The following is a 19,958-nucleotide window of genomic DNA, read 5'->3' on the forward strand; positions in this document are numbered from 1 at the left end:
GCATGGCAAAAGATTATGTATTAGAGAAACGAAAATTTGTTATCGCAGGAACTGCTATTTGTATTGTGTTTATCTATATAGTACGGCTTTTCTTTTTGCAGATATCCACCGATGATTATAAAAAGAATGCTGACAGTAATGCTTTTCTGAATAAGATACAGTATCCTTCGCGTGGGGCAATGTATGATCGTAACGGTAAATTGCTTGTTTTCAATCAGCCGGCATATGACATAACGATTGTTCCCAAAGAAATTGAAAATCTGGATACACTTGATCTATGCCAGACATTGAATATCACGCGGGAGCAGTTTCTGAAAATAATGTCCGACATGAAAGACCGCCGGAGAAATCCGGGCTATTCAAGATATACCAATCAAGTATTCATGTCCCAGTTATCTGCCGAAGAATGTGGTGTATTCCAAGAAAAGCTGTTTAAGTTTCAGGGATTTTATATACAGCGGCGTACCATCCGGCAGTATACCTATAATTCTGCTGCTCATGCTTTGGGAGATATTGGCGAGGTATCAATGCGTGATATTGAAAATGACGATTATTACATTCGTGGAGATTATATTGGTAAGCAGGGAGTAGAAAAGTCCTATGAGAAATATCTTCGTGGCGAGAAAGGGGTTGAAGTATTGCTTCGCGATGCTCACGGACGTATTCAGGGGCATTATATGGATGGTCAGTTCGATCGTCCTTCTATACCGGGTAAGAATCTCACTTTAGGACTGGATATTGACCTGCAGATGCTGGGCGAACGCTTGTTGAAGAATAAAATCGGAAGTATTGTTGCCATTGAGCCCGAGACAGGGGAAATTCTATGTCTGGTTTCCTCCCCTGATTTCGATCCCCATCTGATGATTGGGCGCCAGCGGGGTAAGAATCACCTGATGCTGCAGCGGGACAAGCGTAAGCCTTTGTTGAATCGTGCTTTAATGGGAGCTTACCCTCCGGGATCAACTTTTAAGGCTGCTCAGGCATTGACTTTTTTACAAGAAGGGATTATTCAGGAAAATACTCCGGCATTCCCGTGCTATCATGGATTTATATATGGGAGCTTGAAAGTGGGATGCCATGCCCATGGCTCTCCATTACCACTGGTACCGGCGTTGGCCACTTCCTGTAACTCTTATTTCTGTTGGGGATTGTTTCGTATGTTTGGTGACCGTAAGTACGGTTCGCCGCAAAATGCTATAACTGTCTGGAAGGATCATATGGTGTCTCAAGGATTCGGCTATAAGTTGGGTGTAGATTTACCCAGTGAAGGACGAGGATTGATACCTAATGCTGCATTTTATGATAAACCTTACAAAGGGCGATGGAACGGGTTGACTGTAATCAGTATTGCTATCGGGCAGGGTGAAATTCTCGCTACTCCTTTGCAAATCGCTAATTTGAGTGCTACGATTGCCAACCGAGGACATTTTATCACTCCACATATTGTGAAAGAGATTCAGGATAATCAGCTTGATAGTATTTACCGGACTCCCCGCGTGCCCACCATTGACCGCATACATTATGAAGAGGTAGTGAAGGGAATGCGTGCTGCTGTAACGGGAGGAACCTGTAGAATAGCCGGTTATATGTTTCCCGAAGGTGAGATATGCGGTAAAACGGGTACGGCACAGAATCGTGGACACGACCACTCTGCCTTTATGGGATTTGCTCCGATGAACAATCCCAAGATAGCCATTGCAGTCTATGTGGAGAATGGAGGATTTGGTGCAACCTATGGTGTACCTATTGGTACTTTGATGATAGAACAATATTTGAATGGAAAACTCTCTCCGGCCAGTGAAGCGAAGGCGGCAGAGTTTAGCGATAGAATTATAATGTATGGTGACGAGGAACGATAGTTTATGGAAAACGCTGGATTGGGTAACAATTGCTATTTACCTGCTCCTTATTATTGCCGGATGGTTCAGTGTTTGCGGAGCCAGTTATGACTATGGTGACCGGGACTTTCTTGACTTTTCTACCCGTGCCGGCAAGCAGTTTATGTGGATTATCTGTTCATTTGGTCTGGGATTTATCTTACTGATGCTCGAAGATAGGATGTACGATATGTTTTCTTACATTATATATATAGGGATGATGCTTCTGCTCGTGGCTACCATATTTATCGGCAGTGATATTAAAGGTTCCAATTCATGGATCAAACTTGGGCCTGTAAATCTTCAACCGGCAGAGTTTGCTAAGTTTGCCACTGCCCTGGTATTAGCCAAATATATCAACTCCTATTCCTTTAATATCAGGAAAGGGAAGTGTTTTCTGGCACTGCTTGCCTTTATCATGCTTCCTATGATACTGATTATTCTGCAAAAGGAAACGGGATCTGCACTGGTATATCTGGCTTTTTTTCTGGTGCTTTATCGTGAAGGTATGCCGGGAGTAGTACTCTTTTCCGGTGTGTGTGCTGTAGTCTATTTTGTTGTTGGCATACGTTTTGATCAGGTATTTATAGCCGATACGCCTACTCCCATCGGAGAGTTTTCGGTTCTATCTATGGTATTGCTGTTTGCCGGTGGTATGGTGTGGGTTTATAGAAAGAAATGGAAGCCGATGCGGAATATTATTGTAGGTAGTCTGATTGTGATGCTTCTTGCTTTCCTCATCTCAGAATATATTATACCCTTTAATCTGGTATGGGTACAATGGGTACTTTGTGTTGCTGTAGTTGGATATCTGATGTTTCTCTCTTTGAGTGAACGCCAGAAATCTTATATGCTTATTGGATTGTTTGCTATTGGGTCTGTCGGTTTCCTCTATTCCAGTGATTATGTGTTTGATAATATTCTCGAACCACATCAGCAGATTCGTATTAAAGTTGTGCTGGGTATGGAAGAAGACCTGACCGGTGCCGGGTATAATGTGAATCAGTCTAAAATAGCTATTGGCTCTGGTGGTCTTACAGGAAAGGGATTTCTGAATGGTACACAGACAAAGTTGAAGTATGTACCTGAACAAGATACTGATTTTATCTTTTGTACGGTAGGTGAAGAGCAGGGCTTTGTTGGATCATCTATTGTGCTACTGCTGTTTTTGGCACTGATATTACGGCTTATTGCAGTGTCCGAGCGGCAACCTTCTGCTTTTGGGCGTGTATATGGGTATTCGGTAGTCAGTATATTCCTTTTCCATATCTTTATTAATATTGGTATGGTACTTGGATTGACGCCTGTGATTGGCATCCCATTGCCTTTCTTTAGTTATGGAGGTTCTTCTCTATGGGGATTTACAATTTTGCTTTTTATTTTCCTGCGGATTGATGCAGGGCGCGGAAGAAGACTGTAAAGAAGGGAGAATTGAGAAGGGAGAAGTGGCTGCGCTATCACGTTGCATAGTACTTCTCCCTTCTCAATTCTCCCTTCTCCCTTCAATTTTGACCCCTACGTCATTGATACCTTTCAGCAGTTCATCTTGCATTCCGTGTGTTATTTTAAAGGTATAATTTCCCGGATGCCGGGCAACGGCAGAGCCGATAGGTAAAGTTGATTGAAACAAACTTCCCCAGCCGGTGCCATTCCATTTACCCTCTTTGTCTGCAAGGATAAGTAGTAACGTGTCTGTTTTCCATATCGTGCTATCCTCAAGATTGTGACTAACTGTTAAGTAGATATTCCGGTAAGCGTAATTACTTTCATTACGTATTTCTGCAGATAGCCGGAGTGGTGTTAACGAATCTTTGACTGGGACATTGAAAAAGAGTGTATCACTCTTCTTCCATCCCTCCGTGGGTATGGATTGGTAAGAGTGATACACAGTATTTTCGTTGCAAGCGGCTGTCAGGCAGGTGGCCAACAGAAGCCATATACTATTCCTGAGTAGGTTTTTCATTTCTCTCTTTAGCTGGCTTCTCGTTATTTTGTGGTCTTTCTCCACTTTGTGGTCTTTCTCCACGTCTGTCATTATTATTACGTGGACGATTGTTGTTTTTCGGACGATCGTTACGTGAGCGTTGTTGCTCACCACCGTTATTGGGTTGTGGGGTTTGTTGCTGTCCTTCTGCATTATTCTGTTGCGGGCGGTTAGGACGCGGCCCGTTTTCACGTTGTGTTGGCCGTTCTGAACGAGTGTTGCTTTCCTGTTGTGAACGCCCCGGACGATTGCCATTATCCTGTTGAGGACGCCCTGTTGTTCTTCCTTCAGCTTCCTGCTGTGGGCGATTAGTATTGTTCTTTTTCTTCTTTCTGTTGCGGTTCCCACCTTCGGCCCCTTCTTTTCCTTCTTTTCGGCGGCGGTCACGATCAAAGCGAGTCAGGCTTTCCTGTTCTACAAGATCAACCGGCTTTTTAGGTTCTTGTTTGTGCTCTTCTTCCAGTAAACTTTCCGGTTTAGCACCTCTTTTGTTCATTCCGATGACTTCAAAGGCCCTTTTACCACTAATAGTTACCAGATTAGCAGGGAAGTTTTTGTCGGTAGAGTAGGAAATTTGATTACTTAAAATATCCGCTTTGAAGAAATAGAACGTTCCGTCTTTGGTTTCCAGTTCAATTTCTTTGGAAGGCAGGCGCTTCTGTGCTTCTACATAGCAATCTACTTCGTAGTTCAGACAACATTTCAGCTTAGCACATTGTCCGGCAAGTTTTTGCGGATTAAGAGAGATATCCTGATAGCGGGCTGCACTTGTAGATACAGATACGAAACTGGTCATCCAGGTAGCACAACATAACTCACGTCCGCATGGACCGATACCACCGATACGTCCGGCCTCCTGGCGTGCACCAATCTGTTTCATTTCGATACGGACACGAAATGCTTCTGCCAGCACTTTGATCAGTTGGCGAAAGTCTACCCGTTCGTCTGCAATATAATAGAAAATGGCTTTATTACCATCTCCCTGATATTCAACGTCTCCTATTTTCATATCCAGATTCAGACTGGATGCAATCTGACGTGAGCGAATCATTGTAGCGTGCTCTTTAGCTTTTGCTTCATCAAACTTTTCCATGTCCACCGGTTTGGCTTTGCGGTAGATACGTTTAATTTCTGCATCTGGCTTAATGTTTGCTTTTCGCATTTGCAATGGAACGAGGCGTCCCGTCAGTGTTACTACACCGATATCATGCCCAGGCGTTGCTTCGACGGCTACTACGTCACCCTTTTCTAACTTAATTTTATTACTGTTTCGATAGTATCCCTTACGAGTGTTCTTGAACTGAACCTCCACCATGTCACTCTCCTCAGCATTGCCTGGTATATCTGCCAGCCAATCGTAGGTGTTCAATTTATTATCTTGTCGGGAGCAACTTTTGCAGCAAAGGCTACCGCTCCCATTATGTAACTTAAAATCCATCTCTGTATATTTATAATTTATTCCCTATGTTTATGATCATTGTTGATCTTTATCGTATAGGTACGTTTACGATTTACAATTAAAAATTCTTCCTTCTAACTCTTCAACAGTACAATCATTTTCAACGAGAAGTCGAAGAATACCATTTTGGCATTCACATTCTGTTCGATATGTTGTTGCGCTTCACTCAACTCATCCATGATGCCCATCACATTTCGCTCATTGACGAACGGTGCAAAGCGGGTTGAAAAATTTTGTTCATCGGGCGTCATATAGACTAATTCTTTCTGATGCAGGTTGTATATGAAGTTTTCTCTTATCATTCGCTGACAGTAAGATAAGAAATTCTTCTGACGTTCGCGCCCCAGAGCAGCCACTTGTTCACTCCATAGTTTCATTTCCCGTATTTTCCGTTGATAGGAGAGTCGCATCAGGTTGACAAAGAGCTCAAAGAATAACTGGCTCTCTTCATTCAGATGAATTGTTTCGAGGGCTTTGATAAAATTCCCGTTTGCCAGATGGGCGATAGTTGCGCTGGTTGCCTGCTGTACACCATATTTCTGTTGAAGCACTTGCGCTATGCTTGCTTCATCTATCTTGCGGATGTTGAAACGTTGTGTTCGACTTAATATGGTTGGCAGAATCAAGTCCGGTGCCTCGGAAACCAAGAGGAAAACTGTTTTCTCGGGTGGTTCTTCTAGAAGCTTCAGTAGCTTGTTGGAGCAAGCTAGTTGCATCTTCTCCGGCAACCAGATTATTGTGATTTTAAATCCACCTTCGCTTGATTTCAAGCTGAGCTTCTTCATTATTTCATCACTTTCCTTGGTATAGATGACGGCTTGTGCATTTTCTGCATTAATCTCATTCAACCAATGATTAAGATTGAAATACGAATTATTTAATACCATCCGCCGCCATTCTACTATATAGTCGTCACTTCGCCCGGACTTCACAACAGGAAAAACAAAGTGTACATCCGGGTGTACCAGCTTACTGAACTTCACGCATGACGGACAAACTCCACAGGCATCCGTTGCACCACGATTGGTACAGCTGATATAGCGTGCATATGCCAAGGCCAGAGGTAATTTACCTACTCCTTCCGGCCCGCAAATAAGCTGTGCATGTGGAATACGACCTTCATTTACTTCCTGAATAAGTCGTTGCTTTGTTTCTTCTTGTCCGATTACGTCTTTAAAAAACACAATTCTATTTATTATTTAGTCGTTCACAAATTATGAATCACAACTCATGATTCAATAAATCTCTTTAGCTACCTCTTTAATACTGTCCACGGCACCAATAGAGTAGAAATGAATACTTGACACTCCATATGCCATCAATTCCTGGCATTGCTTTACGCACCATTCTATACCTACTTGTTGCACTTCTGCTTCATTTTTACATTTTAGTGCCTCCTTCACCAGATCATCCGGAAGATCCACTTTGAAGGTTTTGGGTATCATACTTAGTTGTGAAGCCTTTTTGAAAGGTTTTATTCCCGGAATAATAGGAATATTGATGCCTTCCCGTTTGGCTTTCTCTACAAAGTCGAAGTATTTCTGATTGTCATAGAAAAGCTGGGTTACGGCATATTCAGCTCCGGCCTCTACTTTTTTCTTCAACCAATAGATATCCGAATCCATGTTAGGAGCTTCTTCATGTTTCTCAGGATAGCAAGCCACACCATATGAAAATGGAGTATTGGTAACTTTCATTTCCGATCCGTCAACGAAGATACCTTTATTGAAATTATTGATTTGTTCCTGCAATTCGATAGCATGATAATAACCGTCTCCTTCGGGAGTGAACACCGATTCGTGTTTTGCTTTGTCTCCACGGAGTACCAACAGGTCAGTTATGCCCAGAAATTGAAGATCGAGCAGTACATATTCTGTCTCTTCACGGGTAAAGCCACTACATAAGAGATGTGGGACTACTGTGATATTGTATTTATTCTGAATGGCAGCGGCTACGGCTACTGTTCCCGGACGTCTTCTTAGTCTGTTACGTTGAAATAATCCGTTACCCAGATCTTTGTACACATATTCACTTCGGTGTGTTGTTATATTGATATATTTAGGGTCGAATTCACGTAATGTATCAATATCCCGGCATAATTTCTCAATCCCTGTACCCTTTAGAGGAGGGAGGATTTCAAAAGAAAAAGCTGTTTTCTCGTTGCTATGTATAAGGTCTATTACTCTCATTTATTCAGTTATTCTTCTTGGCTTCTGTGTAAGAAGCGTGCATATTGGGACAAAAATACGAAAAAAGAAAGATTTTCTTTCGTTTGAGCTGAAATAGTTTCGTATTTCTCGATAAGGAGAGATATAAAATGATATTTTCACTTTATAAGTGTCTTTGTTGATTTCTTTTTTGGATCTATTTTTTGTTTTATGTATTTTCTCATAACTGTTTTTAAAGTTTGAAGGTGTATGCCTTTTAATTTGACTGTCGAATATGAAACCATTTTGCTCTTTTGTTTGGGGTTACTTTTAGAAAATAGATAGTTGTGCTTTTGTGAGATTCACTGTGAATTATGATATAATGTAATTGTTTCAAAAAAGAAAAATAGAAAGATGTTATACATAGATGGCATTGATAAGGCTTATTCTGCTTGTTTTTGTCCTTATATTTTGAGTCGATTTTAATATTGTCCTTATAAATATATGTTTGTTTTCAATAAAATAAGTGTACATTTATTATTTTTTTGTAATCTATTGCTATTCAGCGCGTTGCTATTTTTGTTTTTTCCTTTACGAGAAACGTCCCGTTTCTCTACGACGATCGTCCTGTTTCTCTACGATGAACGTCCTGTTTCTCTACGAGTCTCTCTTTTCTTGTTTCTAATATTTTACATTTCTTTTTTTTCTTTCTAATTCTTCCTTCTTCTTATGTCAGATTCTCCTTCTTTCCTCTTCCCTTTTTCTCCTTCTTTGTTTTTTTCTCTCGCACGCGTATACGCATGCGCTTATATATTATAATGTGTCTTTGTTTTCCTTTGTTTTCCTTCCTTTCATTTTTATGTTTTACAACACCTTTGCTTATCAGCGTATTACGATAAAATTTCATTTTTATTCAAAAATAATTCCTGATATGTTTTGCGTATATTCTAAAAAGGTCTACTTTTGCATCCGCTTAGCAAGAGAGTCTAAGCCTTTTTAAGATTGACATATTGAAAGCGCGGATTACCGGATAACGAATAAACAAAAAAAACTTCTGAAAAGATTTGGTTTTAAAGTTTAAAAGTTCTTATCTTTGCAGTCCGATTCGCAAATGAAAAGGCGTTTTTTTCTTTGTAGGTTTTTTCTCCTTTCGCAAGAGAGCTGTTAGAGAATCCTCGGAAAAAAAACTAAAAAAACTTTCCAAAACATTTGGTAGTTATAAAAAAGTCCTTTACCTTTGCACCCGCTTTTGAAACGAAGCGATTTTAAAAAGAAGCGTTCTTTGAAAAATTGATAAACAATACAAGTAGTACAAGTCCAAAACATTAAAATGTTTTGATAAATTAGAACCGTCAATACTTATATATAGGTATTTGAAATAAGGTCAATAAATAACGGTATCCTGAACAGAGCAACGACTTTACTATTGCCTTTTGGCTATTTCAATCGTAAATTGTCAATTGTCTGATAGTAAATCAAAATAACTTTTACAATGAAGAGTTTGATCCTGGCTCAGGATGAACGCTAGCTACAGGCTTAACACATGCAAGTCGAGGGGCATCAGGATGTAGCAATACATTGCTGGCGACCGGCGCACGGGTGAGTAACACGTATCCAACCTGCCTTTTACTCGGGGATAGGCTTTCGAAAGAAAGATTAATACCCGATGGCATAATATTTCCGCATGGGATTATTATTAAAGAATTTCGGTAAAAGATGGGGATGCGTTCCATTAGGCAGTTGGCGGGGTAACGGCCCACCAAACCTTCGATGGATAGGGGTTCTGAGAGGAAGGTCCCCCACATTGGAACTGAGACACGGTCCAAACTCCTACGGGAGGCAGCAGTGAGGAATATTGGTCAATGGGCGAGAGCCTGAACCAGCCAAGTAGCGTGAAGGATGACTGCCCTATGGGTTGTAAACTTCTTTTATATGGGAATAAAGTGAGCCACGTGTGGCTTTTTGTATGTACCTTATGAATAAGGATCGGCTAACTCCGTGCCAGCAGCCGCGGTAATACGGAGGATCCGAGCGTTATCCGGATTTATTGGGTTTAAAGGGAGCGTAGGTGGACATGTAAGTCAGTTGTGAAAGTTTGCGGCTCAACCGTAAAATTGCAGTTGATACTGTGTGTCTTGAGTACAGTAGAGGTGGGCGGAATTCGTGGTGTAGCGGTGAAATGCTTAGATATCACGAAGAACTCCGATTGCGAAGGCAGCTCACTGGACTGTTAACTGACACTGAGGCTCGAAAGTGTGGGTATCAAACAGGATTAGATACCCTGGTAGTCCACACAGTAAACGATGAATACTCGCTGTTTGCGATATACAGCAAGCGGCCAAGCGAAAGCATTAAGTATTCCACCTGGGGAGTACGCCGGCAACGGTGAAACTCAAAGGAATTGACGGGGGCCCGCACAAGCGGAGGAACATGTGGTTTAATTCGATGATACGCGAGGAACCTTACCCGGGCTTAAATTGCATTTGAATAATTTGGAAACAGATTAGCCGCAAGGCAAATGTGAAGGTGCTGCATGGTTGTCGTCAGCTCGTGCCGTGAGGTGTCGGCTTAAGTGCCATAACGAGCGCAACCCTTATCTTTAGTTACTAACAGGTCATGCTGAGGACTCTAGAGAGACTGCCGTCGTAAGATGTGAGGAAGGTGGGGATGACGTCAAATCAGCACGGCCCTTACGTCCGGGGCTACACACGTGTTACAATGGGGGGTACAGAAGGCAGCTACACGGCGACGTGATGCTAATCCCAAAAGCCTCTCTCAGTTCGGATCGAAGTCTGCAACCCGACTTCGTGAAGCTGGATTCGCTAGTAATCGCGCATCAGCCACGGCGCGGTGAATACGTTCCCGGGCCTTGTACACACCGCCCGTCAAGCCATGGGAGCCGGGGGTACCTGAAGTACGTAACCGCAAGGAGCGTCCTAGGGTAAAACTGGTGACTGGGGCTAAGTCGTAACAAGGTAGCCGTACCGGAAGGTGCGGCTGGAACACCTCCTTTCTGGAGTGATGCCGTAATCATGACTTTATGGTTCTAATAGTACTACTGGTACTTGTTTATTTATAGAATATAGATCAACCATCTATAGAAGTATAGATAGAGATAAACAAGAGAAAACAGAAGCCGGGTCTAATAATAGGCTCAGTTTGAACTAGTCCTATAGCTCAGTTGGTTAGAGCGCTACACTGATAATGTAGAGGTCGGCAGTTCAACTCTGCCTGGGACTACTTCTCGAATTGAAAATGGAAAGTTGAAAGTTGAAAATGATAAATCGTCTTGATTTAGTTCTTCTCGCTTCTTTCTTCTCAATTCTTCGAAGGGGGATTAGCTCAGCTGGCTAGAGCATCTGCCTTGCACGCAGAGGGTCAATGGTTCGAATCCGTTATTCTCCACTCCGATCTTGATTAGTGGTTTGTAATTTCAATTGTAAATTGTAAATCGTCCAATCGTAAATGATCACACGATCTTTGACATGTTGTACATAAAAAAAGTAAATTTAGTAAAGAGCTAAAAGTATATATCGAACCGTACGCTGTTGTTTTGACAGTATAAGGCAAGAGAAAGAAAGTAAGAAAGGGCGCATGGCGGATGCCTTGGCTCTCGGAGGCGATGAAGGACGTGATAAGCTGCGATAAGCTACGGGTAGGTGCAAATGACCTTTGATCCGTGGATTTCCGAATGGGACAACCCAATTGGTTGAAGACCGATTATACTGCACTGCAGTAGGCTAACGCAGGGAACTGAAACATCTTAGTACCTGCAGGAAAAGAAAATAAAAAATGATTCCCCTAGTAGTGGCGAGCGAACGGGGAATAGCCCAAACCAATTATGTTACGGCATAATTGGGGTTGTAGGACCACGTTGTGGGACGAAAGTTGGTGAGTGGAATGATCTGGAAAGTTCAGTCATAGACGGTGATAACCCGGTACACGAAGCCATCTGAACCCTAGTGGTATCCTGAGTAGCGCGGAGCACGAGGAATTCTGCGTGAATCTGCCGGGACCATCCGGTAAGGCTAAATACTCCCGAGAGACCGATAGCGAACCAGTACTGTGAAGGAAAGGTGAAAAGCACTTCGAATAGAAGAGTGAAATAGTCCCTGAAACCGTGCGCCTACAAGCGGTCGGAGCAGCTTTAGCTGTGACGGCGTGCCTTTTGCATAATGAACCTACGAGTTACTTTTTCCGGCAAGGTTAAGCGTCTCAAGACGTGCAGCCGAAGCGAAAGCGAGTCTGAATAGGGCGCCATAGTCGGAAGGAGTAGACGCGAAACCAAGTGATCTACCCTTGGGCAGGTTGAAGGTTAGGTAACACTAACTGGAGGACCGAACCGATAAGCGTTGAAAAGCTTCCGGATGACCTGAGGGTGGGGGTGAAAGGCTAATCAAACTTGGAGATAGCTCGTACTCCCCGAAATGCATTTAGGTGCAGCCTTGTGAGTTACTAATGTGAGGTAGAGCGACTGATAAGATGCGAGGGCTTCACCGCCTATCAAGTCTTGATAAACTCCGAATGCGCATTAGTTCTATCACAGGAGTGAGGGCATGGGTGCTAAGGTCCATGTCCGAGAGGAGAAGAATCCAGACCATCAGCTAAGGTCCCCAAATAAACACTAAGTTGAACTAACGAAGTCAGATTGCTAAGACAGCTAGGATGTTGGCTTGGAAGCAGCCATTCATTTAAAGAGTGCGTAACAGCTCACTAGTCGAGGAGTTTGGCGTGGATAATAATCGGGCATTAAGTGTTTTACCGAAGCTATGGGATCAGTAATGATCGGTAGGGGAGCATTCCACTCTGCGTTGAAGGTGTACCGTCAGGTATGCTGGAGCGTGTGGAAAAGCAAATGTAGGTATAAGTAACGATAAAGGGGGTGAGAAACCCCCTCGCCGAAAGACTAAGGTTTCCTGATCAACGCTAATCGGATCAGGGTTAGTCGGGTCCTAAGGCTCAGCCGAACGGTGATGCCGATGGCAGAACAGGTTAATATTCCTGTACTACCTTTAAGAGTGACGTGGAGACGGAGGCGTGACAGCGCCGCGAACTGACGGAATAGTTCGTTGAAGGGTGTAGATGTTGATTGTGGCAGGCAAATCCACCGCAAGAGTCGAACCTGATAGTATGGAGCGTTCTTCTGAACAATCCAATAGTGCGTGTAAACATACTCCCAAGAAAATCCGCTAAACTTAATCTTAAAGGTACCCGTACCGTAAACGGACACACGTAGTCGGGTTGAATATACTAAGGCGCTTGAGTGAATCACGGTTAAGGAACTAGGCAAATTGACCCTGTAACTTCGGGATAAAGGGTCCCCGTCAGTGATGGCGGGGCGCAGAGAATAGGTCCAGGCAACTGTTTAACAAAAACACAGGGCTGTGCAAAATTGAAAGATCACGTATACAGCCTGACACCTGCCCGGTGCTGGAAGGTTAAGAGGAGATGTCATCGCAAGAGAAGCATTGAATTGAAGCCCCAGTAAACGGCGGCCGTAACTATAACGGTCCTAAGGTAGCGAAATTCCTTGTCGGGTAAGTTCCGACCTGCACGAATGGTGTAATGATCTGGACACTGTCTCAACCGTGAGCTCAGTGAAATTGTAGTATCGGTGAAGATGCCGATTACCCGCGATGGGACGAAAAGACCCCGTGAACCTTTACTATAGCTTAACATTGAATTTGGGTAATTGATGTGTAGGATAGGCCGGAGACTTTGAAGCAGGCACGCCAGTGTTTGTGGAGTCGCTGTTGAAATACGGCCCTTTGATTATTTGAGTTCTAACTCGCTAATGCGAGGACACTGTTTGGTGGGTAGTTTGACTGGGGTGGTCGCCTCCAAAAGTGTAACGGAGGCTTCTAAAGGTGCCCTCACGCCGATTGGTAACCGGCGGCAGAGTGTAATGGCATAAGGGCGCTTGACTGGGAGACTTACAAGTCGATCAGGTAGGAAACTAGAGCATAGTGATCCGGTGTTTCCGTATGGAAGGGACATCGCTCAAAGGATAAAAGGTACTCCGGGGATAACAGGCTGATCCCTCCCAAGAGCTCATATCGACGGAGGGGTTTGGCACCTCGATGTCGGCTCGTCACATCCTGGGGCTGGAGAAGGTCCCAAGGGTTGGGCTGTTCGCCCATTAAAGTGGCACGCGAGCTGGGTTCAGAACGTCGTGAGACAGTTCGGTCTCTATCTATCGTGGGCGTATGAAATTTGCGTGGCTCTGACACTAGTACGAGAGGACCGTGTTGGACTGACCGCTGGTTTACCAGTTGTGCCGCCAGGTGCATTGCTGGGTATCTAAGTCGGGATTGGATAAGTGCTGAAAGCATCTAAGTACGAAGCCAGCCACAAGATTAGATTTCTTAGGGTCGTCAAAGACGATGACGTTGATAGGAGGCAGGTGTAAAGGTAGTAATATCATAGCCGAGCCTTACTAATTGCCCGTTGACTTTTTTTTTCTTGCCTGTCTGTATGGTTTATATATACGTTTAGTTCGTTTAGTACTGAATTACTTTTTGTACACATGTCTACCTTCTTTAGGTGACTATAGCATCAGGGTTCCACCTCTTCCCATTCCGAACAGAGAAGTTAAGCCTGATCACGCCGATGGTACTGCGTAACAGTGGGAGAGTAGGTAGTCGCCGTTTTTTGAATCCCCTTGTATCTTACGACCGATTGAGTGGTTGTGGTGGATGCAGGGGGATTTTTTTTTGTTTTACCAGAGAGTTTTAATCTTTATTGGAACGCGTATTAGCGCAGATTTTCGCAAAAATGCGAATGTAAATCGCTGTGTGTCATCTGTGTCCCCTGTGAAACTCTGTGCCACTCTGTGGTGAACCAAAGTAAACACCGCCTGGAGAAAACTACCCGTGCGGGAAGCACAATATAAAGAGCGATAGGACGTTATATATTAGTAAATCTATATTTATATGCAATTTATTGATATTCGACGTATAAAGGTTGTATTGGTTGTTTCTGCTGTAGTTATAGCCGTGGCTTCTTTGTACATTTCTCATCAGCTGGTTAGAGATCTTTCAATGGAAGAAAGGCTTAGGATGGAGGTTTGGGCGGAGGCCATGCGCGCTTTTAATACAGCTGATGAAAAGACAGACCTTAATCTGGTGTTGAAGGTATTAAATGCTAATAATACAATTCCTGTAATTGTAGCAGGCGAGGTAGGAGATATCCAAACCTATCGTAATATAGACGTTGCTTCCAATGACTCTGTTTCTTTCTTATATAAACGGTTGGAACATTTGAAGCAATATGGAAGTGTGATCCGTATTAATTTGTCTCCAGGGAGTGATTATATAGATGTTTACTATGAAGATTCCCTGATGTTGACTCGCCTTTCTGTTTATCCTTATGTGCAGTTGGGAGTTGTTCTGATATTCGTATTGGTAGCTATTTTTGCTTTACTTAGTTCTAAAAAGGCTGAGCAGAATAAAGTTTGGGTTGGCCTTTCTAAGGAGACGGCTCACCAGCTGGGAACTCCTATTTCTTCTCTTATGGCCTGGACGGAGTTACTAAAGAGTGAATACCCTTCGGATGGTCTTATTCCCTGTATGGCCGAAGATGTAGCCCGTTTACAGATGATTGCTAATCGCTTCTCTAAAATTGGTTCCGCACCAGAAATGGAGGAAGTTGATTTGCGGATACTATTAAAAGAGGTGACCGAATATATGGCACGCCGTACCTCAGATAAAGTGAAAATTGTTACTCACTTGCCAGAAACCTCAGTAACTCTTCCTTTGAACGCTTCTTTATTTGGCTGGGTAATAGAAAATTTGTGTAAAAATGCGATAGATGCTATGGATGGTGTAGGAAGAATTACCATCTCAGTCACGAACTCTTCAAATCGCTGGTACATTGATGTGGAGGATACGGGAAAAGGAATTATAAAAAGTAAGCATCAAACAGTCTTTACACCGGGCTATACAACTAAAAAAAGAGGATGGGGGCTTGGCTTGTCATTGGCTCGCAGAATCGTCGAGGAGTATCATTCCGGACGTATTTTTGTGAAACAATCGGAATTAAATAAAGGTACAGTATTTAGAATAGAACTTAAAAAGTGAATATTTACTGATGATTTGTGTGTTATGAGGATTATTATTTGTATCTTTGTCGCCCGAATTCTGTCCATCTAATTGTCCTAAATCGGAAAATAACTGGTGAAGAACAGAATATTTAGGCTTTTTTTGTACCTTTGCAACGATTAAAAAAGTAAAGCTTTGGGAAAGTTTGATAAATACAAAATTGATTTGAAAGGAATGCAGTCAGACTCTGTTAAGTATGAGTTTGTACTGGATAATCTTTATTTCACTCACATTGATGGCCCTGAGGTTCAGAAAGGTAAGGTTAATGTGGAATTAACTGTAAAGAGAACATCTCGTGCTTTTGAACTGAGTTTTCAGACCGATGGTATGGTATGGGTGCCGTGTGACCGTTGTCTGGATGAAATGGAACAGCCTGTTAGTTCTTCTGATAAGTTGATGGTGAAATTTGGTCATGAATATGCAGAAGAAGGTGATAACCTTATTGTGATTCCTGAAGAAGAAGGAGAGATCAATGTAGCATGGTTTATGTATGAATTTATAGCTTTATCTATTCCGATGAAGCATGTACATGCTCCCGGAAAATGTAATAAAGCGGTAACAAGTAAGTTAAGTAAACATTTAAGAACCAATGCTGATGATGACAACGAAGATTCATATGAATCTGTCGGAGGAAATGATATTGTTGTGGAAGAAGAGACAGAGGAGCAAATAGATCCTCGATGGAATGAATTAAAAAAAATATTAGATAATAATTAAAGTTTAAAGAAAAATGGCACATCCTAAGAGAAGACAATCAAAAACAAGAACTGCAAAGAGAAGAACTCACGATAAGGCAGTAGCTCCTACATTGGCTATTTGCCCAAATTGTGGAGAATGGCACGTTTATCACACTGTATGTGGCGCCTGCGGCTATTACAGAGGTAAACTCGCTATCGAAAAAGAAGCAGCTGTATAAATTCTGGTACAGTCTGAATAGACTTATACTTAAATAAACAGCCAGGGAGCTTGCTCTCGGGCTGCTTTAAGTATTATAAGTATTGCTAAATTAAATTTGAATTGATGGAAAAAATAAACGCAGTAATTACAGGAGTCGGCGGATATGTACCTGATTATGTCTTGACTAATGACGAGATATCAAAGATGGTAGATACAAACGACGAGTGGATTATGACTCGTATCGGGGTAAGAGAAAGACGAATCCTGAATGAAGAAGGATTAGGTACCTCTTATATGGCTCGTAAAGCCTGCAGACAGTTAATGCAGAAGACTGGTGCTAATCCTGATGACATTGATTTGGTTATTGTTGCTACTACTACAGCTGACTATCACTTTCCTTCCACTGCTTCTATTCTTTGTGATAAACTCGGATTAAAAAATGCATTTGCTTTTGATTTACAAGCTGCTTGTAGTGGTTTTTTGTTTGCAATAGAAACTGCAGCAAATTATATCCGTTCGGGAAGATATAAGAAGGTGATTCTTGTGGGAGCTGATAAAATGTCATCGATGGTGGACTACACGGAACGTGCTACATGTCCTATCTTTGGAGACGGTGCAGCTGCTTTTATGATGGAACCAACTACTGAAGAGCTTGGTGTTATGGATTCTCTGTTGAGAACAGATGGTAAAGGTTTGCCGTTTCTCCATATGAAGGCTGGTGGTTCTGTTTGCCCCCCTTCTTATTTTACTGTAGACAACCATATGCATTATATCTATCAGGAAGGTAGAACTGTATTTAAATATGCTGTTTCAAACATGTCTGATAGTTGTGCTGCTATTGCTGAGCGGAATGGTCTGAACAAAGACAATATTAATTGGGTTATTCCTCATCAGGCTAATATGCGTATCATTGACGCAGTGGCTCATCGTTTGGAGCTTCCGATTGAAAAGGTTTTAATCAATATAGACAGATATGGTAATACCAGTGCTGGTACTTTGCCTCTTTGTATCTGGGATTATGAAGATAAACTGAAGAAAGGTGACAACTTAATCTTTACTGCATTCGGTGCAGGTTTTACCTGGGGAGCTGTTTATGTGAAGTGGGGTTATGATGGAAAGAAGGAATAGTAACAAATGTTACTAAAATATAACACATAAAACGCATCTTATTTCGATTCGATGCGTTTTTTTGTCTAAATCAATAAATGAAAGGCGATGCATAAAGCAGGTTTTGTAAATATAGTAGGTAATCCGAATGTCGGAAAGTCGACGTTGATGAATGTGTTAGTGGGCGAGCGTGTTTCTATTGCTACCTTTAAGGCACAAACCACTCGTCATCGTATTATGGGGATCTATAATACGGATGATATGCAAATAGTTTTTTCCGATACTCCGGGAGTTCTGAAACCAAACTATAAATTGCAGGAGTCTATGCTGAATTTTTCTACTTCAGCATTGACGGATGCAGATATATTGCTTTATGTGACAGACGTGATAGAGACTCCTGATAAAAATAATGAGTTTGTTGAGAAGGTGCGTCAGATGACAGTTCCGGTGTTGCTACTTATTAATAAAATAGATTTAACAGATCAGGAGAAGCTTGTTAAACTTGTAGAAGACTGGACTAATTTACTTCCGCAAGCAGAGATTATTCCTATTTCGGCAACATCAAAATTCAATGTGGATTATGTGATGAAGCGAATAAAGGAATTGCTGCCGGATTCTCCGCCTTATTTTGAAAAAGATCAATGGACTGATAAGCCGGCTCGCTTTTTTGTAAACGAGATTATTCGTGAGAAGATTCTTCTGTATTATGACAAGGAGATACCTTATGCAGTAGAGGTTGTCGTGGAAGAGTTTAAGGAAGAGGCGAAGATGATACATATCCGTGCGATAATCTATGTGGAGCGAGACTCTCAAAAAGGGATTATTATCGGAAAGCAGGGAAAAGCTTTGAAGAAAGTGGCTACTGAAGCTCGACGGGATCTGGAACGTTTCTTTGGGAAAACTGTCTTCCTGGAGACGTATGTAAAGGTGGATAAAGATTGGCGTAGTTCGGACAAGGAATTGCGTAACTTTGGCTATCAGCTGGATTAAGAAAATATTCATACGACTGTGATAGTCGCAAAAACAACACGTGAACTATGGGAAATTTAGTTGCAATTGTTGGACGTCCCAATGTGGGAAAGTCAACTTTATTTAATCGCTTGACAAAGACTCGTCAGGCAATCGTGAATGATGAAGCGGGTACAACCCGTGACAGACAATATGGCAAGTCGGAATGGCTGGGACGTGAGTTCTCAGTAGTTGATACCGGCGGTTGGGTTGTCAACTCGGATGATATATTTGAAGAAGAAATTCGTAAACAGGTATTGATGGCAGTTGACGAAGCTGATGTAATACTGTTTGTGGTGGATGTGATGAATGGTGTTACTGATCTGGATATGCAAGTAGCAGCGATTTTACGTCGTGCGAAAAGTCCGGTAATTATGGTGGCCAATAAAACGGACAATCATGAATTACAGTATAATGCTCCTGAATTTTATCGTCTGGGACTAGGTGATCCTTACTGTATTTCGGCTATGACCGGTAGTGGTACAGGGGATCTGATGGACCTTATTGTTAGTAAATTTAAGAAGGAGTCAGCTGAGATTCTGGATGACGATATTCCTCGTTTTGCTGTAGTAGGCCGTCCGAATGCAGGAAAGTCATCTATTGTTAACGCTTTTATTGGTGAAGAGCGTAATATTGTTACTGAAATAGCCGGTACGACTCGTGACTCAATCTATACCCGTTATAATAAGTTCGGTTTCGACTTTTATCTTGTTGATACAGCGGGTATTCGTAAGAAAAATAAGGTCAATGAAGATTTGGAATATTACTCGGTTGTTCGTTCTATCCGTTCCATAGAAAACGCGGATGTATGTATTCTTATGGTTGATGCAACCCGTGGTATAGAAAGTCAGGATCTGAATATATTTTCTTTAATCCAGAAGAATCAGAAAGGACTTGTAGTAGTTGTGAATAAGTGGGATTTGGTAGAGGACAAAACAGCGAAAGTAATGAAAACTTTTGAAGAAGCGATTCGTACTCGTTTTGCACCTTTTGTGGATTTTCCTATTATATTTGCTTCTGCATTGACCAAACAGCGTATTTTAAAAGTACTTGAAGAAGCACGCGCTGTTTATGAAAACAGGACTATAAAGATACCTACTGCGCGTTTGAATGAAGAATTACTTCCATTGATAGAAGCTTATCCGCCTCCCGCAATAAAAGGGAAATATATAAAGATTAAGTATATTACTCAATTGCCTAATACACAAGTACCCTCTTTTGTGTTTTTTGCTAATTTGCCGCAATATATTAAAGAACCATATAAGCGATTCCTTGAGAACAAAATGCGTGAGAAGTGGAATCTGACTGGAACTCCTGTAAATATTTATATTCGTCAGAAATAATATGAAATAAATAATGCAAGATCTTCATTTTTCTAAT

At 42.0% G+C, this 19,958-nt stretch carries 12 protein-coding genes, 2 tRNA genes and 3 rRNA genes; 13 read left to right on the top strand and 4 right to left on the bottom strand.

Annotated elements, in window-relative coordinates; translation table 11 throughout:
- Nucleotides 1–2 precede the first annotated feature (2 nt).
- Together VCM39_RS03075 and rodA are read left to right on the top strand one after the other, a co-directional pair.
- Nucleotides 3–1,859, top strand: coding sequence for a penicillin-binding transpeptidase domain-containing protein (locus VCM39_RS03075; protein WP_221650948.1), 1,857 nt, complete (start codon nucleotides 3–5; stop codon nucleotides 1,857–1,859).
- The gene (rodA, locus tag VCM39_RS03080) at nucleotides 1,840–3,297 is read left to right on the top strand and encodes a rod shape-determining protein RodA (protein ID WP_221650949.1); all 1,458 of its coding nucleotides are present in this window, start codon (nucleotides 1,840–1,842) and stop codon (nucleotides 3,295–3,297) included. Before VCM39_RS03075 ends, rodA begins: the two co-directional genes overlap by 20 nt.
- 63 nt (nucleotides 3,298–3,360) lie before the next feature.
- Here the strand turns inward: rodA and gldH are convergent, their stop codons facing one another.
- The 4 genes from gldH to metF all read right to left on the bottom strand — a co-directional run bounded on the left by gldH (nucleotide 3,361) and on the right by metF (nucleotide 7,509).
- A complete protein-coding gene (gldH, locus tag VCM39_RS03085) occupies nucleotides 3,361–3,840 on the bottom strand; it encodes a gliding motility lipoprotein GldH (RefSeq protein ID WP_221650950.1) in 480 nt (159 codons plus the stop codon).
- A complete protein-coding gene (ricT, locus tag VCM39_RS03090) occupies nucleotides 3,818–5,299 on the bottom strand; it encodes a regulatory iron-sulfur-containing complex subunit RicT (protein WP_221650951.1) in 1,482 nt (493 codons plus the stop codon). The genes gldH and ricT overlap by 23 nt, the downstream gene beginning before the upstream one ends.
- A gap of 95 nt (nucleotides 5,300–5,394) precedes the next feature.
- Nucleotides 5,395–6,504 carry an ATP-binding protein gene (locus VCM39_RS03095; protein ID WP_221650952.1) on the bottom strand — a complete coding sequence of 370 codons (1,110 nt, stop codon included), beginning with the start codon at nucleotides 6,502–6,504 and terminating at the stop codon, nucleotides 5,395–5,397.
- Nucleotides 6,505–6,555: 51 nt separating this feature from the next.
- Nucleotides 6,556–7,509 carry a methylenetetrahydrofolate reductase [NAD(P)H] gene (gene metF, locus VCM39_RS03100; protein WP_221650953.1) on the bottom strand — a complete coding sequence of 318 codons (954 nt, stop codon included), beginning with the start codon at nucleotides 7,507–7,509 and terminating at the stop codon, nucleotides 6,556–6,558.
- 1,447 nt (nucleotides 7,510–8,956) lie between these two features.
- On the opposite strand from metF, the gene VCM39_RS03105 reads away from it, so the two are divergent.
- The 11 genes from VCM39_RS03105 (at nucleotide 8,957) to der (ending at nucleotide 19,921) form a co-directional block, all read left to right on the top strand.
- A 16S ribosomal RNA gene (locus VCM39_RS03105) occupies nucleotides 8,957–10,480 on the top strand.
- Nucleotides 10,481–10,633: 153 nt separating this feature from the next.
- Nucleotides 10,634–10,707: transfer RNA gene (locus VCM39_RS03110), tRNA-Ile, on the top strand.
- 91 nt (nucleotides 10,708–10,798) lie between these two features.
- A tRNA-Ala gene (locus VCM39_RS03115) sits at nucleotides 10,799–10,872 on the top strand.
- 169 nt (nucleotides 10,873–11,041) lie between these two features.
- A 23S ribosomal RNA gene (locus tag VCM39_RS03120) occupies nucleotides 11,042–13,927 on the top strand.
- A gap of 79 nt (nucleotides 13,928–14,006) precedes the next feature.
- Nucleotides 14,007–14,117, top strand: a 5S ribosomal RNA gene (rrf, locus tag VCM39_RS03125).
- Together the 16S, 23S and 5S rRNA genes with 2 tRNA genes alongside form the textbook arrangement of a ribosomal RNA operon.
- 282 nt (nucleotides 14,118–14,399) lie before the next feature.
- Nucleotides 14,400–15,545 (top strand): sensor histidine kinase, encoded by a 1,146-nt coding sequence (locus VCM39_RS03130; RefSeq protein ID WP_221649799.1) that lies wholly within the window; start codon nucleotides 14,400–14,402, stop codon nucleotides 15,543–15,545.
- Between the two features lie 156 nt (nucleotides 15,546–15,701).
- Nucleotides 15,702–16,283 (top strand): YceD family protein, encoded by a 582-nt coding sequence (locus tag VCM39_RS03135; protein WP_221649798.1) that lies wholly within the window; start codon nucleotides 15,702–15,704, stop codon nucleotides 16,281–16,283.
- 13 nt (nucleotides 16,284–16,296) lie between these two features.
- Nucleotides 16,297–16,482, top strand: coding sequence for a 50S ribosomal protein L32 (gene rpmF, locus VCM39_RS03140; RefSeq protein WP_002562387.1), 186 nt, complete (start codon nucleotides 16,297–16,299; stop codon nucleotides 16,480–16,482).
- Between the two features lie 104 nt (nucleotides 16,483–16,586).
- Nucleotides 16,587–17,591: a beta-ketoacyl-ACP synthase III gene (locus tag VCM39_RS03145; RefSeq protein ID WP_002562386.1), complete on the top strand. Its 1,005-nt coding sequence runs from the start codon at nucleotides 16,587–16,589 to the stop codon at nucleotides 17,589–17,591.
- Between the two features lie 87 nt (nucleotides 17,592–17,678).
- Entirely contained in the window at nucleotides 17,679–18,560 is an 882-nt protein-coding gene (gene era, locus VCM39_RS03150; RefSeq protein WP_221649797.1) for a GTPase Era, read from the top strand.
- A 47-nt stretch (nucleotides 18,561–18,607) separates the two neighbouring features.
- Nucleotides 18,608–19,921 carry a ribosome biogenesis GTPase Der gene (gene der / locus VCM39_RS03155; protein WP_291583201.1) on the top strand — a complete coding sequence of 438 codons (1,314 nt, stop codon included), beginning with the start codon at nucleotides 18,608–18,610 and terminating at the stop codon, nucleotides 19,919–19,921.
- Nucleotides 19,922–19,958 lie beyond the last annotated feature (37 nt).

Source organism: Bacteroides mucinivorans, assembly GCF_034654355.2.
In the GTDB taxonomy this organism is placed as follows: Bacteria; Bacteroidota; Bacteroidia; order Bacteroidales; family Bacteroidaceae; genus Bacteroides; species Bacteroides nordii.

What these genes read in the sequence shown, in the direction of transcription:
- VCM39_RS03075 (WP_221650948.1), top strand. Translation starts at nt 3, where the DNA reads ATGGCAAAAGATTATGTATTAGAGAAACGAAAATTTGTTATCGCAGGA.
- rodA (WP_221650949.1), top strand. Translation starts at nt 1,840, where the DNA reads ATGGTGACGAGGAACGATAGTTTATGGAAAACGCTGGATTGGGTAACA.
- gldH (WP_221650950.1), bottom strand. Translation starts at nt 3,840, where the DNA reads ATGAAAAACCTACTCAGGAATAGTATATGGCTTCTGTTGGCCACCTGC.
- ricT (WP_221650951.1), bottom strand. Translation starts at nt 5,299, where the DNA reads ATGGATTTTAAGTTACATAATGGGAGCGGTAGCCTTTGCTGCAAAAGT.
- metF (WP_221650953.1), bottom strand. Translation starts at nt 7,509, where the DNA reads ATGAGAGTAATAGACCTTATACATAGCAACGAGAAAACAGCTTTTTCT.
- VCM39_RS03130 (WP_221649799.1), top strand. Translation starts at nt 14,400, where the DNA reads ATGCAATTTATTGATATTCGACGTATAAAGGTTGTATTGGTTGTTTCT.
- rpmF (WP_002562387.1), top strand. Translation starts at nt 16,297, where the DNA reads ATGGCACATCCTAAGAGAAGACAATCAAAAACAAGAACTGCAAAGAGA.
- VCM39_RS03145 (WP_002562386.1), top strand. Translation starts at nt 16,587, where the DNA reads ATGGAAAAAATAAACGCAGTAATTACAGGAGTCGGCGGATATGTACCT.
- era (WP_221649797.1), top strand. Translation starts at nt 17,679, where the DNA reads ATGCATAAAGCAGGTTTTGTAAATATAGTAGGTAATCCGAATGTCGGA.
- der (WP_291583201.1), top strand. Translation starts at nt 18,608, where the DNA reads ATGGGAAATTTAGTTGCAATTGTTGGACGTCCCAATGTGGGAAAGTCA.